At 44.3% G+C, this 14816-nt stretch carries 12 protein-coding genes; 11 read left to right on the top strand and 1 reads right to left on the bottom strand.

All coding sequences use genetic code 11. The features are described from left to right. The first annotated feature begins 19 nt into the window (after positions 1–19). From V7O66_RS00270 to rpsJ, 11 genes are all read left to right on the top strand, one after another. Positions 20–1618 (top strand): DNA-directed RNA polymerase subunit B'', encoded by a 1599-nt coding sequence (locus V7O66_RS00270; protein ID WP_406660993.1) that lies wholly within the window; start codon positions 20–22, stop codon positions 1616–1618. Next, positions 1611–3425, top strand: a complete 1815-nt coding sequence (gene rpoB / locus V7O66_RS00265) for a DNA-directed RNA polymerase subunit B (protein WP_406660992.1) — start codon at positions 1611–1613, stop codon at positions 3423–3425. The genes V7O66_RS00270 and rpoB overlap by 8 nt, the downstream gene beginning before the upstream one ends. A gap of 11 nt (positions 3426–3436) precedes the next feature. Continuing rightward, positions 3437–6079, top strand: a complete 2643-nt coding sequence (locus tag V7O66_RS00260) for a DNA-directed RNA polymerase subunit A' (protein WP_406660991.1) — start codon at positions 3437–3439, stop codon at positions 6077–6079. Between the two features lies 1 nt (position 6080). Beyond that, positions 6081–7223, top strand: coding sequence for a DNA-directed RNA polymerase subunit A'' (gene rpoA2 / locus V7O66_RS00255; RefSeq protein WP_406660990.1), 1143 nt, complete (start codon positions 6081–6083; stop codon positions 7221–7223). Positions 7224–7323: 100 nt separating this feature from the next. Next, positions 7324–7611, top strand: coding sequence for a 50S ribosomal protein L30e (locus V7O66_RS00250; protein ID WP_406662693.1), 288 nt, complete (start codon positions 7324–7326; stop codon positions 7609–7611). Positions 7612–7626: 15 nt separating this feature from the next. Then, positions 7627–8052: a NusA-like transcription termination signal-binding factor gene (locus tag V7O66_RS00245; RefSeq protein WP_406660989.1), complete on the top strand. Its 426-nt coding sequence runs from the start codon at positions 7627–7629 to the stop codon at positions 8050–8052. 51 nt (positions 8053–8103) lie between these two features. After that, positions 8104–8532 carry a 30S ribosomal protein S12 gene (locus V7O66_RS00240; protein ID WP_406660988.1) on the top strand — a complete coding sequence of 143 codons (429 nt, stop codon included), beginning with the start codon at positions 8104–8106 and terminating at the stop codon, positions 8530–8532. 4 nt (positions 8533–8536) lie between these two features. Continuing rightward, entirely contained in the window at positions 8537–9097 is a 561-nt protein-coding gene (locus V7O66_RS00235) for a 30S ribosomal protein S7 (protein WP_406660987.1), read from the top strand. 40 nt (positions 9098–9137) lie between these two features. Then, positions 9138–11339, top strand: a complete 2202-nt coding sequence (locus V7O66_RS00230) for an elongation factor EF-2 (RefSeq protein WP_406660986.1) — start codon at positions 9138–9140, stop codon at positions 11337–11339. Positions 11340–11460: 121 nt separating this feature from the next. After that, positions 11461–12726 (top strand): translation elongation factor EF-1 subunit alpha, encoded by a 1266-nt coding sequence (tuf, locus tag V7O66_RS00225; protein WP_406660985.1) that lies wholly within the window; start codon positions 11461–11463, stop codon positions 12724–12726. A gap of 33 nt (positions 12727–12759) precedes the next feature. After that, positions 12760–13071 (top strand): 30S ribosomal protein S10, encoded by a 312-nt coding sequence (gene rpsJ / locus V7O66_RS00220; protein ID WP_406660984.1) that lies wholly within the window; start codon positions 12760–12762, stop codon positions 13069–13071. Positions 13072–13158: 87 nt separating this feature from the next. Here the strand turns inward: rpsJ and V7O66_RS00215 are convergent, their stop codons facing one another. Then, positions 13159–14724 (bottom strand): ATP-binding protein, encoded by a 1566-nt coding sequence (locus tag V7O66_RS00215; protein ID WP_406660983.1) that lies wholly within the window; start codon positions 14722–14724, stop codon positions 13159–13161. Positions 14725–14816: the final 92 nt, after the last annotated feature.

Here is a 14816-nt window from a genome sequence, read left to right as displayed (position 1 = left end):
CTTCACAAAAGATAAGATCGTGCAGCATCATATCGATTCTTATAACAAGTTCCTGGAAACCGGACTTCAGAAGATCATAGACGAACAACAGATCATAGAAACCGATCTTGAAGACACATACATCAAGTTAGGAAGGATACGGGTCGAAAATCCTGTTGTTAAGGAAGCAGATGGTGCTATTGAAAATCTGTATCCAAACGAAGCAAGGCTGAGAAACCTCTCATACTCCGCACCCCTGTACCTTCAGATGAGCGTAGTAGAGAATGATGAGGAAAAAGAACCACAGGAAGCAAAGATTGGTTCGCTTCCAGTGATGATCAAATCCAGCATCTGTAACCTTGTAGAGCTCAGTGACGAAGAAATGGTCAAATTTGGTGAAGACCCACTCGACCCAGGAGGATATTTCATCGTTAACGGGACCGAGCGTGTGGTTATGACGCTCGAGGACCTTGCTCCGAACAAGATACTCACAGAATTTGGAGAAAGGTACGGAGACACCATCGAAGTTGCAAAGGTATTCTCACAGAGAAGAGGATATAGAGCACTTGTTGTTGTTGAAAGAGGAAGAAAATCACTGCTTGAAGTCTCATTCCCATCAATTTCAGGACGTATCAATTTCACAACCATCATGAGGGCATTGGGAATAGAAACTGATGAAGACCTCGTGAAGATCGTGTCAACTGACCCTGAGATCATGAAGTTCATGTTCGAGAACCTTGAGGAAGCCGAAGTCGACAACATGGAAGATGCCATGGAAAAGATCGGTTCAAGGGTTGCATCCGGACAGGCAAGAGATTACCAGATCAAACGTGCCAACTACGTTATTGACAGATACCTTCTGCCCCACCTTGGAAATGAACCAGCTGATAGGAACGCAAAGGCAAACTTCATTGGCAGAATGGCAGAATCCTGTTTTGAACTGGCACTTGGAAGAAGAACGCCAGATGATAAGGACCACTACTCCAACAAGCGTTTGAAGCTTACCGGGGACCTCATGGAAGATCTGTTCAGAGTGGCATTCAACAGGCTATCACGTGATGTCAAATATCAGCTTGAAAGAGCAAACATGAGAAACCGTGAACTGAACGTAGTTACACTTGTAAGAGCAGATGTATTGACGGACAGATTGCAGCACCCACTGGCTACTGGTAACTGGGTAGGCGGAAGGACAGGTGTATCTCAGCTGCTTGACAGAACAGATTACATCTCAACATTATCCCACTTAAGACGTGTGATCTCCCCACTTTCAAGAGCTCAGCCACACTTCGAGGCTCGTGATCTCCACCCAACACAATGGGGAAGATTATGCCCATCCGAAACACCAGAAGGTCCTAACTGTGGACTGGTCAAGAACTTTGCTCAGATGGTTGAACTTTCCACCGGAGCAGATGACATCAAGGGCCTAAAGAACATACTTTATGACCTGGATGTAAAACCTGCCATATTGCATTCTGCTGTTGTGGTACCGGAGTATGATGTTGAAGTGGACGATTATGTAGAAGAGTTGGAAACCACAACACCGGCCACACCTGTTGTAGAAGAAAAAGCGGAACCGATTGGATATACGAACTATTCAGATACACTGGATGATGGATTAGGAGGCGATCTTGATGACTGATGCTAAAGTGTTCTTGAACGGAGAATTCATAGGAACAACTGATGATCCTGCCGAGCTTGTTGAAAACATAAGACAACAGCGCAGGAACGGACTTATTTCGAAGCAGATCAACGTAACCCTTTACGAAGATATTAACGAGATTATCATCAGCGCGGACATGGGACGTGCAAGAAGGCCACTCATCATCGTTGAGAATGGCAAAGCATTGCTTAGCCCTGAAGAGGAAGAACAAGTAGGAGAAGGGAAGATCACCTTCGATGACCTTATCAAAGAAGGAAAGGTCGAATTCCTTGACTCAGAAGAAGAAGAAAATGCCTTTATTGCACTTTACAGGGAACACATTACAGACAACCATAGCCACATGGAGATCAACCCAGGGCTTATGCTTGGTATCTGTACAGGAATGGTACCTTATCCTGAGCACAATGCATCCCCACGTAACACAATGGGCGCAGCAATGGTAAAACAGTGTATCGGAGTATCAACATCCAACATAAAGTTGAGACCCGACACCCGTGCACACCTTTTACACTATCCACAAAAAGCTATGGTCAGAACACAGACATGTGAAGCCATACACTTTGACGACAGGCCTGCAGGACAGAACTTCGTTGTAGCTGTTATGTCCTACGAAGGACACAATATTGAAGATGCACTGGTCTTCAACAAAGGCTCCATTGAGAGAGGACTTGGAAGAAGTCACTTCCTGAGAACCTTCGAGGGTGAGGAAAGAAGATACCCTGGTGGACAGGAAGACAAATTTGAGATACCTGACTCTGAGTTTAGAGGTGCACGTAGTCCCGAATCATATGCAAATCTTGATGTTGATGGTCTGGTTAACCCAGAGACAGTTGTTGGTGCAAACGATGTTCTTATAGGCAAGACCAGTCCACCCCGTTTCCTTGAAGAGCAGTCTGATTTCGGAATCACGGTCGAACAGCGCAGAGAAAGTGCGATCACCATGCGTTCTAATGAGAAAGGAGTTGTGGACACAGTCCTCCTCACAGAATCCATCAACGGTACACGTCTTGCTAAGGTAAAGATCAGAGACCAGAGGATCCCTGAGATCGGTGACAAGTTTGCATCCAGACACGGACAAAAGGGAGTTATCGGACTTATTGTACCATTCAATGACATGCCATTCACGGAAAAGGGAATGGTACCTGACCTTGTGATCAACCCACATGCAATCCCATCACGTATGACAGTCGGTCACGTGCTTGAGATGATAGGCGGTAAAATTGGTTCAATGGAAGGAAGACGTATCAATGCTACTGCATTCTCCGGAGAATATGAGGATGACCTGCGTGCTGCATTGAAAACACAGGGATTTTCACACACAGGAAAAGAAGTGTTCTTTGATGGTGTCACTGGAAAGATAATACGCGCAGATGTGTTTGTAGGAGTTATCCTTTATCAGAAACTGCACCACATGGTAGCATCAAAAATGCATGCAAGGTCCCGTGGTCCAGTACAGGTACTTACACGCCAGCCAACTGAAGGACGTGCCCGTGAAGGTGGTCTGCGTTTCGGAGAAATGGAACGTGATGTGCTTATCGGTCACGGTGCTGCAATGACACTGAAGGAAAGATTGCTGGATGAGTCTGACAAGGTAGTCGAACTTGTCTGCGGACACTGTGGAATGGTAGCTACATTAGACAGAAAGAGGAATGTAAGGTACTGCGCAAACTGTGGTGCTGAAACCGACATCCACCCTGTTGAAATGAGTTATGCATTCAAGTTGCTGCTTGATGAAATTAAGTCTCTGGGAGTAGCTCCAAGACTGAGACTTGAAGATGCTGTTTGAGGTGATACAAGATGAATGACATGCCATCTATTCCAAAAAGGGTTGGTGCTATCAAATTTGGTTTGCTATCACCACGTGAAGTGAGGAAAATGAGTGTTACTGCAGTCATTACTGCAGACACCTATGACGATGACGGATATCCGATCGACATGGGACTCATGGACCTGAGACTTGGTGTTATCGACCCAGGTCTCAAATGTAAGACATGTGGCAGCCGCGCAGGAGAATGCCCAGGACACTTTGGACATATCGAACTTGTTGCCCCGGTAATACATGTAGGATTCAACAGGACCATACGCAAGGCACTTCGCTCAGTCTGCCACAACTGTAGCAGGCTTCTCCTTGTAGCAGAAAAGAAGAATCAGTTCCTTGAGCAGATCGAGAATACAAAAGAAATGGGGCACATGCCCGATAACGTCATCAACGAAGTGTTCAAGGAAGCACGAAAGGCAAAGACCTGCCCATACTGTAATGCAGAACAGAGGGAAGTTAAGTTTGAAAAGCCAACTGATTATATAGAGGACGGGCACAAGCTCACACCTACAGAGATCAGAGACCGCTTTGAGAACATCCCTGATGAAGATGTGAAAGTACTTGGGATGGATCCAGACAGTGCAAGACCGGAGTGGATGATCCTCACAGTATTGCCAGTGCCACCTGTAACAGTAAGGCCTTCAATTACCCTTGAATCCGGACAACGCAGTGAAGATGACCTCACACACAAACTTGTAGATATCATCCGTATTAACCAGAGATTCCAGGAAAACAGGGATGCAGGAGCACCACAGCTTATCATAGAGGACTTATGGGAATTGCTCCAGTATCATACGACCACCTTCTTTGACAACGAAGTATCAGGAGTACCACCTGCCAGACACAGATCAGGCAGGCCACTGAAGACCCTGACCCAGCGTTTAAAAGGAAAGGAAGGAAGGTTTAGAGGAAGTCTGTCAGGTAAGCGTGTTAACTTCTCAGCACGTACCGTAGTATCCCCTGATCCAAATCTCAGTATCAACGAGGTCGGCGTTCCTTTCGCAATCGCGAAACACATGACCATACCCGTAATGGTAACAACCAGGAACCTGGACTTGATGCGCATGTATGTTTCACGAGGCAGTGCCATTCACCCAGGTGCAAACTATGCAATACGCGATGATGGAAGACGTATCAGAGTTACCGAAATAAACAGGGAAGAACTTGCTGAAAAGGTCGAAGTTGGCTGGACAGTGGAAAGACAGCTGATGGATGGAGATATCGTTCTCTTCAATAGGCAGCCCTCACTCCACAAGATGAGTATTATGGCCCACAAGGTAAAGGTTCTACCTAACAAGACATTCAGGCTGAACCCTGCTGTGTGTCCACCATACAATGCGGACTTTGATGGTGACGAAATGAACATGCACGTCCTCCAGACCGAAGAGTCAAGGGCAGAGGCCAGCATATTGATGCAAGTACAGGAAAACATCCTGTCACCACGTTTCGGCGGACCTATCATCGGCGGTATACACGATCACATCTCAGGACTTTTCCTGCTCACCAGGAACGAAAATGAGATCACCAAGAATGCTGCACTGGAACTCCTCAGGAAATCCGACATCAGAGTCCTTCCGGACCCCTCCAGCTATTCAGAGGACGGAGAGCCACTGTGGAACGGAAAGCAGATCTTCAGCCAGATCCTGCCAAAGGGACTCTACCTGGAATTCCCTGCGCAGGTATGTTACAAGTGTGACACATGTAAGAAGAGAGATTGCGAGTATAACGCATACGTTGTTATCGAGGACGGAGAGATGCTACAGGGTACCATTGATGAACAGTCAATTGGCGCTTTCAAAGGCAAGATCCTTGATAAGGTCGTAAAGGAATACAGCAGTGAAGCCGGTGCACAGTTTGTTGACGATTTCACAAGACTCGCAATACGCGGTGTTATGAAGACCGGACTTAGTTTCGGTATCAGTGATGAAGACATACCAAAGACTGCAAAGATGCAGATCAACAACTTGCTAACAGAGGCAGAGAACACCGTCAGTGAATTGATCGAAGCTTATGAGGCAAAGGAACTTGAAGCATTGCCAGGACGTACGCTTGAAGAAACCATTGAAATGAAGATCATGCAGGTACTGGGTAAGGCAAGAGACCAGACCGGTAACATTGCAGGTATGCAGCTTGGTCTTGAAAATTCAGCGGTAATTATGGCTAAATCCGGTGCAAGAGGTTCAATGTTGAACCTTACCCAGATGGCAGCCTGTGTCGGACAGCAAGCGGTTCGTGGTGAAAGGATTAGAAGAGGATATGCAGGAAGAACACTCCCACACTTTGACAAAGGTGACCTGGGTGCAGATGCACACGGTTTCGTCAAAGCAAGTTATAAGAGTGGACTTAACCCCACTGAATACTTCTTCCACGCCATCGGTGGTCGTGAAGGTCTGGTAGATACTGCGGTACGTACATCACAATCAGGTTATCTGCAAAGAAGACTTGTTAATGCATTGCAGGATCTTGAAGTCCAGTATGACGGATCAGTTCGTGAGACACGTGGTGTTGTTGTCCAGTTCAAGTATGGTGAAGATGGTATTGACTCTACAAAGAGTGACTATAGTAAACCTGAAGCTATACACAGAGTAGTTAGAATGATCACCGGAAAGGAAGTGAATTAAAATGGCTATCAGTGAAGCTACTATTGATTCGATGATCAGCAATCTTGACATGCCAAAAAGCATGCTGGAAACTCTTAAAGATGATGCTATCAAGGTAGGAGTTACCAAAAAAGAGCTTGAGGACATCATCGAAAAATTAAAAGAAAATTACGAGTATGCATGTGTGGAGCCATGTGAAGCTGTGGGTGTTGTATCAGCACAATCCATAGGTGAACCGGGCACACAGATGACCATGCGTACTTTCCACTATGCGGGTGTTGCTGAAATTAACGTAACACTTGGTTTGCCACGTCTCATAGAGATCGTCGATGCAAGGAAACAGCCCAGTACTCCAATGATGACTATCGCATTGGAAGAAGAGTGGGCAAATGACAGGGATAAGGCACGCCATCTTGCATGGGAAATAGAAGCAACCCACATAGAACATCTTGCTGACATTACAACTGATCTTGCAAACATGCACCTTATCATTGACCTGCATGAGAAGACCTTGAAATACAGGTCACTCACACCAGATGAGGTCGCGGACAAGCTCAGGGATGAGATGGATGTTATGGTAACGGTTTCCGGCGATATCGCGAATCAGGTCATCGTCACACCGAACGCACCATCATACAGAGAACTCCTGCAGCTCGCTAAAAACATTCACAACATTACCCTTAAGGGAATAGAAGGAATCAAGAGAGTTGTTATCAGGAAAGAGGGAGATGAATATACCCTCTATACCGAAGGATCACAACTTAAGAATGTTTTGCAGATCGAAGGTGTGGACGTAACAAGAACGTATACCAATAACATTGGTGAAATATACGAAGTGTTCGGTATCGAAGCTGCGAGGAATGCCATCATTACAGAAGCAAACAGTACCCTTGCAGAGCAGGGACTTACAGTTGATGTCAGACACATCATGCTCGTATCTGACATTATGTGCTGTGATGGTGAAGTAAAGCAGATTGGAAGACATGGAATTTCAGGAGAGAAAGCAAGTGTATTTGCACGTGCAGCTTTCGAAGTTACCGTCAACCACTTGCTTGACGCTGGTATGCGTGGAGACCTCGATAAGTTGAATGGTGTTACAGAGAACATCATCGTCGGACAACCTATCAAGTTAGGTACAGGCGATGTACATCTAATTTCCAGATGAACAAATATGTGTGAATTTGGAAGAACAACCAGCAACTACATATACGGATTCAAATATTACAATACAGATTCAAACAGACATTACAAATGAGTTGATCAAAATGGATATCAATATTGACAAAGCACTGATCAAATTAATCAGGACCGGAGAGGTCATCATGGGATCAAAGCGGACTATTGATGCTGCTGTGAAAAATGAAGCTAAGATGGTAGTACTTGCTGCTAACTGTCCTGCTGATGTAAGAGCAAAGATAGAAAGCACAAATGTACCAATCCTTAACTACCCTGGCACCGGTACCGAACTTGGACCAGCCTGCGGTAAACCATTCATCATTGCAGCAATGGCAATCATTGACAGTGGTGAATCTGACATTCTGGCTGCAGCTTAAAAGGAGTTGCCTTATTTGAGTGAGATCAAACTGTCCACGGAAGGAATCAGATACATTGCACTATTTGAAAAACTGACAAGTGCAACCGTTAAAGATTGTATAATCGATGACGGACGTATAATATATGTAATCAAGGCAGGAGATATGGGTGCAGCCATCGGAAGAAACGGTGACCATATCAACCGCGTGAAAAAAGCAGTGGACAAACATATTGATCTCATTGAATATGCGGATGAATCAGCTGAATTCATTAAAAATGCATTCAGCCCCGTAGCCGTAAGGTCAGTTAATATTACGAGCAAGAACAACAAGCGATTAGCTTATGTAGAAGTATCCAATAAGGACAAGGGACTTGCCATAGGGAAAAATGGGAAAAACATTGAAAAAGTAAAGCTTGTTGCAAAAAGGCATCATGATATAGATGATGTATTCTTGCAGTAAAATTTAAAATTATAACATTCACCAAGGAAAATAATATTGGAGACATAATTCATGCCAAATGGAAAATATGCAGCTCATACCCTCAAGAATGTGCGTCAGGACGCACGCTGGAAGGATTCCCGCTACAACAGGCGTACCCTCGGATTAGACGTAAAGGCAGATCCGCTCAGTGGTGCACCTCAGGGAAGAGGAATCGTACTTGAGAAAGTAGGAATCGAAGCAAAGCAGCCAAACTCTGCTATCAGGAAATGTGTAAGAATACAGTTGATCAAGAATGGTCGTCAAGCAACTGCTTTCTGCCCTGGTGACGGAGCTATCAACTTTATTGATGAACACGATGAAGTAACAGTAGAGAGAATCGGTGGCCGCATGGGTGGTGCAATGGGTGATATTCCAGGAGTACGTTTCAAGGTCACTGCGGTGAACAACGTATCCCTCAGGGAAATGGTCATTGGCCGTAAAGAGAAACCAAGGAGATAATTGCATGTACAAATTATTCAGCAAATGGGATCTCAGTGAAGTAGAGATCGTAGACAGTGGAATCAAGAGATACGTGAACCTTGAGCCCGTAATCATCCCTCACTCCAATGGAAAGCACGCCAGACAGCAATTCAACAAGTCTGACATTTCCATCGTTGAGCGTCTTGTCAACAATATGATGAGAACACAGGATAACACTGGAAAGAAGCAGGTTGCATTACGTATTGTTGACGATGCATTCGACATCATAAACAACAAGACACAAAAGAACCCTGTACAGGTACTTGTAGACGCTATTGGATACGCAGGACCAAGAGAAGAAGTTGTCAGGTTGAAGTACGGCGGAATATCCGTACCAAAAGCAGTTGATACTGCACCACAGAGAAGAGTTGACACCGCATTGAGATACATCACAATGGGTGCAAACCAGGCATCATTCAAATCCAAGAAGAGCGCAGCAAGTTGCCTTGCAGCAGAGATAATCGCTGCTTCAAACCGCGATGCAAAGTGCTTCTCAATTAACAAGAAGGACGGAAAAGAAAGAGTTGCAAAGGCAGCACGTTAATCGAGTCCAGCAGTTAGTAAATAAGGATTAGGTAGTTAACATGGCTAGAAATGATAAAATGGTTGACCGTGTTGCAGGTCTCATGAGTCAACCAAAGATGATACGCAACATTGGTATTGTTGCGCACATTGATCACGGAAAAACAACTTTATCAGACAACCTCCTTGCAGGCGCAGGCATGCTCTCAAAAGAACTTGCAGGTAATGCATGCTGGACAGATTCTGATGAAGAAGAACAGGAAAGAGGTATTACCATTGACTCCGCAAACGTTTCAATGGTCCACGAGTACAATGACGAGGAATACCTCATTAACCTTATTGACACACCAGGTCACGTAGACTTTGGTGGTGACGTTACTCGTGCAATGCGTGCTGTAGATGGTGCTGTTGTAGTTATTGATGCTGTAGAAGGTACAATGCCACAGACAGAGACTGTTCTCAGACAGGCATTGAAAGAGCACGTCAAGCCAGTTCTGTTCATAAACAAAGTTGACCGTCTCATCAATGAGTTGCAGGTCGACGGACAGGAAATGCAGATCAGACTCGGCAAGCTTATCGACCACGTAAACAAGCTCATCAAAGGTATGAACGAAGAGCGCTACAAGGCAGGATGGAAAGTTGACGCAGCAGAAGGTACTGTTGCTTTCGGTTCAGCATTGTACAACTGGGCTATCAGTGTACCAATGATGCAGAAGACCGGTGTCACTTTCCAGCAGATCTATGATTACAATAAATCAGATGATCCTGAACAAATAAAGGAACTTGCAGAAAAGTGCCCACTCCATGAAGTTCTCAACGATATGGTAATCAGGTTCCTTCCATCCCCTCTTGAAGCACAGGAAGGTAGGATCAATGCGATCTGGCACGGAGACAAGGAATCCGAGATTGCTCAATCCATGAATAACGCAAACCCTGATGGAGATCTTGCGTTCATGGTTACAGATATTACAATGGACCCACATGCTGGTGAAGTAGCAACTGGAAGGTTGTTCAGCGGATCACTCTCACGTGGTATGGAAGTTTACGTATCTGGTGCTTCAAGAACTAACAGAATTCAGCAGGTCGGTGTTTTCATGGGTCCAAAGAGACTTGAAGTGGAAAAGATCCCTGCAGGAAACATTGCAGCTGTAACAGGCCTTAGAGATGCTATTGTCGGTTCAACAGTAACCACCCTTGAAGGTATGGAAGCTTTCGAAAGCATCACCCACGCAAGTGAACCTGTAGTTACTGTTGCTGTTGAAGCAAAGCACATGAAGGACCTTCCAAAACTTGTCGAAGTATTAAGACAGGTGGCAAAGGAAGATCCAACACTTAAGATCACACTTGACGAAGAAACTGGCGAGCACTTAATGGCTGGTATGGGTGAACTTCACCTCGAAGTTATTGCTCACAGAATTGAGCGTGACAAGAACGTAGAGATCACAACAACACCACCTCTTGTAGTTTATCGTGAGACCATTCGTGGCAGTGCTGGACCGGTAGAAGGAAAGTCACCAAACAGACACAACAGATTCTACGTTACAGTCGAGCCTCTTGAGCAGGAAGTTAGAGACCTTATCAAAGCTGGCGAAATATCAATGCGTATGCCTGAAGTTGAGCGAAGAGAAAAGCTCATGGCAGCTGGCTTTACCAAAGAAGAAGCAAAGGGTATTGCAGACATATTCGAGAGCAACGTTTACATTGATGTCACAAAGGGTATCCAGCACCTTAATGAAACCATGGAACTTATCCTTGAAGGATTCCAGGAAGTAATGAAGGCAGGACCTCTTTCAAAAGAACCATGCATGGGTGTAAAGGTCAAACTCGTTGATGCAAAGTTACACGAGGATGCTGTCCACAGAGGACCAGCACAGGTAATACCTGCATCAAGACAGGGTATCCAGGCAGCAATGCTAATGGCAGATGACACACTTCTTGAACCATATCAGAAAGTATTCATCCAGGTCCCACAGGACAACATGGGTGGCGCAACCAAGGAGATCCAGGGACGCCGTGGAACTATTATTGATATGACATCAGAAGGTGACATGACCATCATTGAATCAAGTGCACCTGTATCCGAATTATTCGGATTTGCCGGAGACATCAGATCTGCAACAGAAGGCCGCGCAATGTGGAGTACCGAGTTCGCAGGATTTGACACACTTCCAGCAAACATGACAGGGGAAGTTGTTAGTGGCATCAGAGAAAGGAAAGGACTTAAGAAGGACCTTCCACAAGCATCTGATTTCATGAGCATGTAAATAGAGATTTGCAGCTTTTTGCTGCAAAAATCCTATTTCATCAGAAAGGTTTAAACGTAAAAAGACCTATTATGGCAAATCAAACTGATACATATATAATTTAACTAAAGGAGATATGAAAATGGCTGAGAAACCACATATGAACTTAGCAGTTATCGGTCACATTGACCACGGCAAGTCAACACTTGTTGGAAGATTAATGTTCGAAACTGGAGCAGTACCTGCTCACATGATTGAGAAGTACAAGGCAGAAGCAAAAGAAAAGGGAAAAGAATCTTTCGCATTTGCATGGGTAATGGACTCACTCAAGGAAGAGCGTGAAAGAGGTATCACAATCGATATCGCTCACAAGAGATTTGACACCGCTAAGTACTACTTCACTATTGTAGACTGTCCAGGTCACCGTGACTTCGTCAAGAACATGATCACCGGTGCATCCCAGGCAGACGCAGCTATCCTTGTAGTCGCAGCACCTGATGGTGTAATGGCTCAGACAAAGGAGCACGTGTTCCTTTCAAGAACACTTGGTATCAACCAGCTCATCATTGCAGTTAACAAGATGGACGCAGCTGAATACAGCGAAGACAGATACAACGCTGTAAAGGAAGAAGTTGGTCAGCTCCTCGGCATGGTAGGATTCAAGGCATCTGAGATTCCATTTATCCCAACATCCGCATTCGAAGGCGACAACATCAAGGAAGCAAGCGCAAACACTCCATGGTACAAGGGCCCATCCATTCTTGAGGCACTCGACTTGCTCCAGGAACCAGATAAGCCAGACAACCTTCCACTCAGAATTCCAATCCAGGACGCATACACCATCTCAGGTATCGGAACTGTGCCTGTAGGCAGAGTAGAGACTGGTATCATGAAGAAGGGCCAGAATGTCACATTCATGCCAAGCGGTTCAACCGGAGAAGTAAAGTCAATTGAGATGCACCACGAAGAAATCCCACAGGCAGTACCTGGGGACAACATCGGATGGAGTGTCAGAGGCGTAGGAAAGGGAGATGTCAGAAGAGGTGACGTTTGTGGACCATCTGAGGTACCACCATCGGTAGCTGATGAATTCAGCGCACAGATTGTTGTGCTCCAGCACCCATCCGCTATCACAGTAGGTTACACACCAGTATTCCACTGCCACACCGCACAGACTGCATGTACTCTCATGTCCATTGACAAGAAACTGGATCCAAAGACAGGTCAGGTCAAGGAAGAGAACCCAACATACATCAAAGCCGGTGACGCAGCAATCGTAACCATCAAGCCAACCAGACCAATGGTAATTGAGCCTATTAAGGAAATTCCACAGCTCGGTAGGTTTGCTATCCGTGATATGGGTATGACCATTGCCGCAGGCATGTGCATAAGTGTCAAGCAGAAATAAGACACCCCCATTTCCATTTTTTAGGAGATGAACATGTCACAAAAAGCAAGAATAAGATTATCAGGAATCAGCCCTGTAAACCTTGACGGTGTTTGCGATCAGGTAAAAGCTATTGCAGACCGTACAGGTGTAAGCATATCCGGACCGGTTCCACTGCCTACAAAGAAGATGGTAGTACCTGTCAGGAAGAGTCCAAGCGGTGACGGTACCGCAACCTGGGATCACTGGGAAATGCGTGTGCACAAGAGACTTATCGACATTGCAGCCGATGAGAGAGCACTCAGACAGTTAATGCGCATTCGTGTTCCAAAGGACATCAACATCGAAATAGTACTACAGAATTAAGAAAGTATAGTTATTGTTATCAATAACTATCTCTCTTACTTCATTACAGATGCGTCTGTAACTATTTCATCTTCTTTTACTTTATTTTTATTTCATAGTACTATCCACAGTAGCTACACTCAACTGGATAATGAATTTTGTACCTTTTGGAGAATTGTCCTCCACATGAATAGTACCACCATAGCGTTCAATTGTCTTTTTTGCAATGAATAATCCAAATCCTGTGTGACCCGTTTCGCCGTATTTAAAACCTTCATCGAATACCCGAAGCTTTATGTCATCAGGAATACCAATACCATCATCCACAAACTCTATCCTGCATATGTCATCAATCTTTTTGATATTGACACATATCTTGTGCGATCCCCCATGGACTATAGCATTACTGACTATATTGTCAACAACAGAAGCAAATGCTGCATCTATCCGCACCAGGCAATTCCCATTAATAGAAAAGGGAATACCATACCTATCGACTACATTAACTATGAAATCCTTGACTGTATTGATGCTAAGGGCACTGTCAATAGAATAGGCAGAATCAAGGTCCTGCATTTCCCTTATTAATGAAATACTTTTATGTGCAGCCTTCATAGCCATGTCAATAAAGTGACCCTCTTCTGAATCTACATAGACATCTAGTGCTGAAGTGACTACTTGCAGGCTATTTGCAATATCATGGCTTAAAATACGATTTGTTGTTCGGAACATGTCGGCAAGATCAGCATATTGTTTTCTTGATCGGGATAATTCCTCATAACGCCTTATATTCGATAGTGTCAGACTGGAAGCCTTTGCGATATCCAGAGCAATGCCGAGATATTCTTCAATATTCTCCGGATAAGCTATATTGCAGACTTCCACAATTCCCAACAATTCATCCCTGGCAGATATCTTGATAGCAAAACTATTGCCAGGATCGAAAACCATATAGCTTGCATCTGAATGCTTAAATGAGTTGATCAACTCTTCCCCTATGCCAGATGAATTAAAAACACAAACATCCACCCCAGCATCAGTAGAAGAATGATATACAATATTTTCAGGTGCAAACATCATGTTGAACAATGTACATATAGAATCCACAGCTTCAGCTTCATCAGGTACATCAGCCATTTTTCTAACAAAATCAAGAGACATGGCATAAGAAGCAACTTTCTTGTTGGATGATTTTAACTGGTTCTGCTTTTTCCCGATATTCCACCGAAGAATGAGATTCTCAATGAACAAGACAAAATAATCAATTTTTACAGGCAATACCTTGAAAGGAAGACCTGTAAACTCTGAGAATTGTTCTATTTTACTTTTTAGGTCAGGATAAAATCCTGTGTCCACGACAAGAATGGATGAATAATTAAGAGAAAAAAATGATCTTGAATCCTTACCACACATATTATAGTCCAGAATATTCTCCTGCCAGTTATCTATCCAGCCAGGCAACACAAAAAAAGTACATGAATCCAGATATCCATCCAAAACACTGGGTTCTATGAACATGTTGCAGATATTCTCAACTCTATGTATAGCCACATGATTAGAATATTCATCCGGGACTATTGGCCGAAGATAAGGTTCTTCAAGAAGGACAAAAACATCATTGGCACATTTAAGTTCCTTGATGATTTCCACAACATTATCTGAATTTTTTTCCATGTTTAATGATGGAGAAAAAACAAAGGCCTCATACCCTTGAAACGATCATCCTGAAATACGTGCTCTATCTCAAGCCTTATACTTTCAGGGGA

Source organism: Methanolobus sp. ZRKC3 (assembly GCF_045291275.1).
Taxonomy (GTDB): Archaea; Halobacteriota; Methanosarcinia; order Methanosarcinales; family Methanosarcinaceae; genus Methanolobus.
This window is presented reverse-complemented; position numbering and strand designations above follow the sequence as displayed.

Excerpts from the sequence above, each read along its gene's own strand:
- rpoB (WP_406660992.1), top strand. The coding sequence starts at position 1,611 with ATGACTGATGCTAAAGTGTTCTTGAACGGAGAATTCATAGGAACAACT.
- V7O66_RS00260 (WP_406660991.1), top strand. The coding sequence starts at position 3,437 with ATGAATGACATGCCATCTATTCCAAAAAGGGTTGGTGCTATCAAATTT.
- rpoA2 (WP_406660990.1), top strand. The coding sequence starts at position 6,081 with ATGGCTATCAGTGAAGCTACTATTGATTCGATGATCAGCAATCTTGAC.
- V7O66_RS00250 (WP_406662693.1), top strand. The coding sequence starts at position 7,324 with ATGGATATCAATATTGACAAAGCACTGATCAAATTAATCAGGACCGGA.
- V7O66_RS00240 (WP_406660988.1), top strand. The coding sequence starts at position 8,104 with ATGCCAAATGGAAAATATGCAGCTCATACCCTCAAGAATGTGCGTCAG.
- V7O66_RS00235 (WP_406660987.1), top strand. The coding sequence starts at position 8,537 with ATGTACAAATTATTCAGCAAATGGGATCTCAGTGAAGTAGAGATCGTA.
- V7O66_RS00230 (WP_406660986.1), top strand. The coding sequence starts at position 9,138 with ATGGCTAGAAATGATAAAATGGTTGACCGTGTTGCAGGTCTCATGAGT.
- tuf (WP_406660985.1), top strand. The coding sequence starts at position 11,461 with ATGGCTGAGAAACCACATATGAACTTAGCAGTTATCGGTCACATTGAC.
- rpsJ (WP_406660984.1), top strand. The coding sequence starts at position 12,760 with ATGTCACAAAAAGCAAGAATAAGATTATCAGGAATCAGCCCTGTAAAC.
- V7O66_RS00215 (WP_406660983.1), bottom strand. The coding sequence starts at position 14,724 with ATGGAAAAAAATTCAGATAATGTTGTGGAAATCATCAAGGAACTTAAA.